At 37.5% G+C, this 5,179-nt stretch carries 5 protein-coding genes and 1 other RNA gene; 5 read left to right on the forward strand and 1 reads right to left on the reverse strand.

Going from position 1 to position 5,179, the window contains the following annotated elements; genetic code table 11:
• Positions 1-309: 309 nt before the first annotated feature.
• The 5 genes from ffs (at position 310) to ABDZ53_RS03785 (ending at position 3,839) form a co-directional block, all read left to right on the forward strand.
• An RNA gene (gene ffs / locus ABDZ53_RS03765) (signal recognition particle sRNA small type) lies at positions 310-406 on the forward strand.
• 473 nt (positions 407-879) lie between these two features.
• Entirely contained in the window at positions 880-2,604 is a 1,725-nt protein-coding gene (dnaX, locus tag ABDZ53_RS03770; protein ID WP_343754132.1) for a DNA polymerase III subunit gamma/tau, read from the forward strand.
• Between the two features lie 22 nt (positions 2,605-2,626).
• Complete coding sequence (locus tag ABDZ53_RS03775; RefSeq protein WP_343754134.1) at positions 2,627-2,947, forward strand: YbaB/EbfC family nucleoid-associated protein; 321 nt, start codon at positions 2,627-2,629, stop codon at positions 2,945-2,947.
• Positions 2,948-3,006: 59 nt separating this feature from the next.
• Positions 3,007-3,603 (forward strand): recombination mediator RecR, encoded by a 597-nt coding sequence (gene recR, locus ABDZ53_RS03780; protein ID WP_343754140.1) that lies wholly within the window; start codon positions 3,007-3,009, stop codon positions 3,601-3,603.
• An 8-nt stretch (positions 3,604-3,611) separates the two neighbouring features.
• A complete protein-coding gene (locus ABDZ53_RS03785) occupies positions 3,612-3,839 on the forward strand; it encodes a YaaL family protein (protein WP_343754136.1) in 228 nt (75 codons plus the stop codon).
• A 667-nt stretch (positions 3,840-4,506) separates the two neighbouring features.
• On the opposite strand, the gene ABDZ53_RS03790 is transcribed toward ABDZ53_RS03785, so the two are convergent.
• Positions 4,507-5,031, reverse strand: coding sequence for a hypothetical protein (locus ABDZ53_RS03790; RefSeq protein WP_343754138.1), 525 nt, complete (start codon positions 5,029-5,031; stop codon positions 4,507-4,509).
• Between the last annotated feature and the right edge of the window lie 148 nt (positions 5,032-5,179).

The following is a 5,179-nucleotide window of genomic DNA, read 5'->3' on the forward strand; positions in this document are numbered from 1 at the left end:
CATAGCTAATCCTCATTCCTTTTAAATGTATCTCTATTATAACATATTACTACATAGTACTACAATATAAGTTTATCAAATTTGACAAAAAAATAAAGCCATAACAGGCTTTGTGTCACTTTTTATTGATTCCAGCTGTTAAACTCCCGATACAGCCGATGATCCGCTTGAATTCTAACTTTCTTCACTCAGACCACTCAGTGCTAAAAAGCTGGGTGGTCATAATTTGGTCAAAAATTAAGAAAAGGATAAGAAAAATTGGAAATAGACTGGAAAAGAGATAGAGTCTGTGATAGTATAATAGTTGCCGAGAGGCCACAGGACAATGGTGGACGTATGAACCGTGTCAGGTCCGGAAGGAAGCAGCACTAAGTACTGTTCCTCCATGTGTCATGTGCTTACATAGGCACCATTATATTAGCACTTATTCATATTCAAAGATGTTCCTTTCATAAGGACGTCTTTTTTTTTGTAAAATAAGATATTCCAAAATCCTTACACTATTTCATTCATTGATTCTAGAAACGTGAAAAATGAAATTCTATCAATCATTCCAGATATGATGAGTGACAAGAATGAAAATAAATAAGCTTCCTTTAGCGGTGTTAGCTTGACAGAATGGAGTGCTAACATCTGCAACACTTTTTTTAGAGGTGTTCACTTCGCTTTTTATTTTGTTAACACCGCTAAAGAGTTTATTCGAGGCGTTAGCTTTTTTAATTAGGTCTCTAACGTCGCTAAAGCTACCTAAAGATTACAATCACTCATCACATCGAGTAGACATTCAACTTTTTTGCTAAATAAGCTAAAATTCTTTTTCAATCTCTTAGCTTTTGTCCTATAATTAAGAAGAGTACGGAAAGAGAGAAGAGGGAAATTATGAGCTATCAGGCATTATACCGAGTGTGGCGACCTCAGCGATTTGAAGATGTAGCCGGTCAAGAAGCAATCACTCAAACGTTAAAAAACGCCATCAGCCAAGGCAATACCAGTCACGCTTATTTATTTTCAGGACCGAGAGGAACGGGAAAGACCAGCGCGGCTAAAATTTTTGCCAAAGCGATGAACTGCAAAAACAGTACAGACGGCGAACCCTGTAACGACTGTGATCTGTGCCAGTCTATTACACAAGGACGATTAGGGGACGTTATAGAAATTGATGCGGCCAGTAACAACGGGGTTGAAGAAATTCGAGACATACGTGAGCGAGCGAATTATGCCCCGACAGAAGCAGACTATAAAGTGTACATCATCGATGAGGTGCATATGTTGTCTATGGGAGCATTTAACGCCTTACTGAAAACATTAGAAGAACCTCCGATGAACGTGGTCTTTATCCTAGCCACAACAGAACCGCACAAAATTCCTTTAACTATAATCTCACGTACCCAGCGCTTTGACTTTAGACGGATTTCACCTAAAGATATCATTCGCCGAATGACATATATATTGAAGGAAAAACAAGTGGATTATGAAGAAGATGCTCTGCTTGCTATCGCAAAAGCAGCAGAGGGAGGAATGCGTGACGCTTTAAGTATTCTCGATCAGGCTTTATCTTTCTCAGATGGCACCATTAAGCTGGAAGATACCTTGCGCATCACCGGAAGCATCACCCAAGAGCTGCTCATCGATTACATTACGGCTGCACTAAACAATGATACCCAAACCGGTTTGGCCCTTCTGCACCAGATGATGCAAGAAGGAAAAGATGCCAATCGCTTAGTGGAAGACACCATTATATTTTGTCGTGATATCTTGATTTACCAGAAAACAAAAGACGAAGCGGTCTTGAAAATGAGTAAAGTCGATGATGCCTTTATCGCATTAGCTGAAAAAGCCAATCCGGAAAAGATGTACGCGACGATTCGTATCATGAACGAAACCCAGCAAGAAATGAAACAGTCCACTCACGCGGAAGTGTATCTGGAAGTGGCGACGGTCCGATTAGCTCAACCGGTTCAAGCCTCGCCAGAAACCCATCCAGAAAAAGAGAGTGCAAACCATCAAGAACTGAACGACTTGAAAAACAAGATGAGACAGATGCAGAGCCTGATTGAAAACTTGCAAAAAGGCGTGCCTTCAAATGGAAGCTCTAACGGAAGGGCAGCTCAACCGAAAAGAAATACGGCTAAAAAACAAACAGCCTTCAAAGTGAATACGAGACAAGTGTACAGAGTATTGGAAGAAGCAACCAAAGATGATTTGCTGAAATTAAAAGATATTTGGCCTGATTTGATAGATGCTTTATCAACCAGCCAAAAGGCCATTATGAATACCTCTAAACCTGTTGCAGCGAGTCCAAAAGGCTTGGTTGTAACCTTTGATTATGATATTCTGTGTGAAAGAGCGTCAAGTGACACATTCTTACTGGATGCTGTAGGCGATTATTTAGAAAAAATAGTCGGTCACAGAGCTGAATTAGTGACTGTTCCGAGTGAGCAGTGGCCAAAAGTCAGACAATCTTTTATTGATCAAATGAAAGCCAATGTCCCTTCATCTAGTGAATCCGAGGAATCGGATGAGCCTGAATCAGAAGAAGATGATACAATTGTAAGTGAAGCTTTTCAACTATTTGGAAAAGAAGTTGTAAAAGTTAAAGACTAAATATGGAAAGGAAGATTCATTTATGCGCGGTGGAATGGGAAATATGCAAGGCATGATGAAAAAAATGCAGAAAATGCAAAAAGAAATGGAAAAGAACCAGAACGAGTTAAACGAAAGAGAATTTACTGGAACAGCTAACGATGATTTAGTCACTGTTACTTTTACTGGAGACAAGACTTTAAGAAGTGTGTCTATTAAAGAAGAAATTGTTGACCCTGAAGATGTCGAAATCATTGAAGATTTAGTCTTATTAGCGGTTAATGATGCTTTAGAAAAAATCGATACAGAAACAGAAAAAGTAATGGGTAAATATACTAAAGGTATGGGCTTACCAGGATTTTAAATTAAAAATGAGTGGCTATGGAGCGCGTACAGCTGCTTCATAAGAGAAAGGAAACGGTCATGCACTATCCAGAACCGATTGCACAATTAATGGAAAGCTATATGAAATTGCCAGGGATCGGCGAAAAAACCGCCGCTCGTCTGGCTTTTTATACAGTGAATATGAACGAAGATGATGTGACTCGCTTTGCCAAGTCCCTTATCAGTGTGAAAAGAGATTTGCAGTACTGTTCCATTTGTGGAAATATGACACAAAATGATCCCTGCGATATATGCCAGGATAAAAATAGAGATCAATCCATTATTCTAGTGGTCGAATCCCCTAAAGATGTGATTGCTATGGAAAAAATGCAGGATTTCAAAGGTCAGTATCATGTGTTGCACGGAGTATTGTCACCGATTGAAGGGACAGGTCCAGAGGATATTAATATCCCGGTCTTAATCAAACGCCTGCAAAAAGACGAAGTGGAAGAAGTCATTATTGCGACCAACGCAACAGCCGAAGGCGAAGCGACGGCCATGTATTTATCCAGACTGATTAAACCGGCCGGTATTAAAGTCACGCGGTTGGCTCATGGCTTATCTGTGGGTAGCGATATTGAGTATGCAGACGAGGTCACCTTGCTGAAAGCAGTCGAAGGCAGAAGAGAAATGTAGGTGGAACTGTGGCAGTATTTAGAAAAAAGGGGAAACTAAAAAAGAGCTATGATGAACAGCTAGTGGCATTAATGAACAAGCAGAAAAAAGCTTGGGAACAAGCCCAAAAGCTGGACTCTATTGCCATAGAGAAACATCCAGTCAATCAAGTCCAATTAAAAATACAGCGGGCCAAGTATTTTTCTTTATTCAAAGAAGCCCGTATCCGTAACATAAAAGGAAATCTCTTAGATTAAAATAAAAAGGAAACAGTTTGCCATCGGGGAACTGTTTCCTTTCTTTATTATGGGGAATGAATATTTTATTCAAAGTCATTTTCATTAAAGTTTAAATTCTTTATCGTAGATGCTTTCCATTTCCAATTGACATCTACTCGGTAAGTCTTTTTTTGAGCCTTAATGACTAAATACCATAATAAGTATACGAGCAATGGAGAACTAACTACATAAGTCCAATAAGAATGGGCTTCAAAAATCGTAAGCGATGTTAGCCTTGACAAAAGTGAAATAACCATAGGCGAAATGATTAGGATAGATAATAGGGTAATTAGAATTAATGTAAGTGAATCCATAAGAAAATAGGTATAGTTATAATTTTTTTTGTTATTTAATATACCTACGAAAAACAAGTCAATAATCATAGTAAGAGAAAGGATTGAAGTAAAAAGGGCATAATGTGCCTCATATGATAATAATGTAATGAGAAGAAAGAGTGAAGGAAGCATTACAATATACCTGTATCTTTTTTGTTTATCAACAGTTCTTAACTCTTGGAATTTCAACAAAACCACTCCTAGTATAATAAGTTTATGTTACATAATAGAATATTCAATAAACTGAGTATAAAACAAAATCAAAAGAACTGAAAATGATTTGTCAGTTCTTTTGAGATTATGTATTATCTTTAGTATTCAAAAGCCAGTCGAGTATTCTGACCAATTAAATTAGTTCTTGCCATATCGCTGTATACTAATATTGTAGAGCGTATTTGACGCCCCCTATCTGAAGTGTTTGTAATATAAGTAGAAACCTTGTAATAAACGACACTTCTATTAGATAGTGCGTGAGCAAGAACAGTGGTTACCAAAGAGGAAGAGAAATATTTTAAATTTGGAATAAAGCTTAGACCCCACCCAATTAGTTGTCCATATAGCCAATTAGCTGTACTATTAGCATTTCTAGAATCACCGTAATAATGCCATTCATTGCTATACCCCCCACCATCTCCTCCTTGACTAGGTGGAGAAAAAGGAATAATCGGATTATTAAACCCATTTTTATCCATAATAGGGTTAGTATCTGTTATAGACTCTTCATAAGATATGTTGCTGTAATTTTCCTCATATGCGTGAACTGAAATAGAAGTTTGTGCAAAAATCGAAAAACCTAAAAACAGTAACAATAAGGAATTAAATATTTTTTTCGTCATTGTGAATCACCTCCTTTCAAGTATGTAAGATTGCTTTTTCAAAATATCTAATTTGATTTAAAAAAGAAGTTATGCCAATACCTGAATAATTCATACCTCTGATTTTAGAGGCTATTTTACCAAATTAATTTGCGTTTTGATTAAGTTT

The sequence above is a fragment of the Alkalibacterium iburiense genome (assembly GCF_039521845.1).
In the GTDB taxonomy this organism is placed as follows: domain Bacteria; phylum Bacillota; class Bacilli; order Lactobacillales; family Carnobacteriaceae_A; genus Alkalibacterium; species Alkalibacterium iburiense.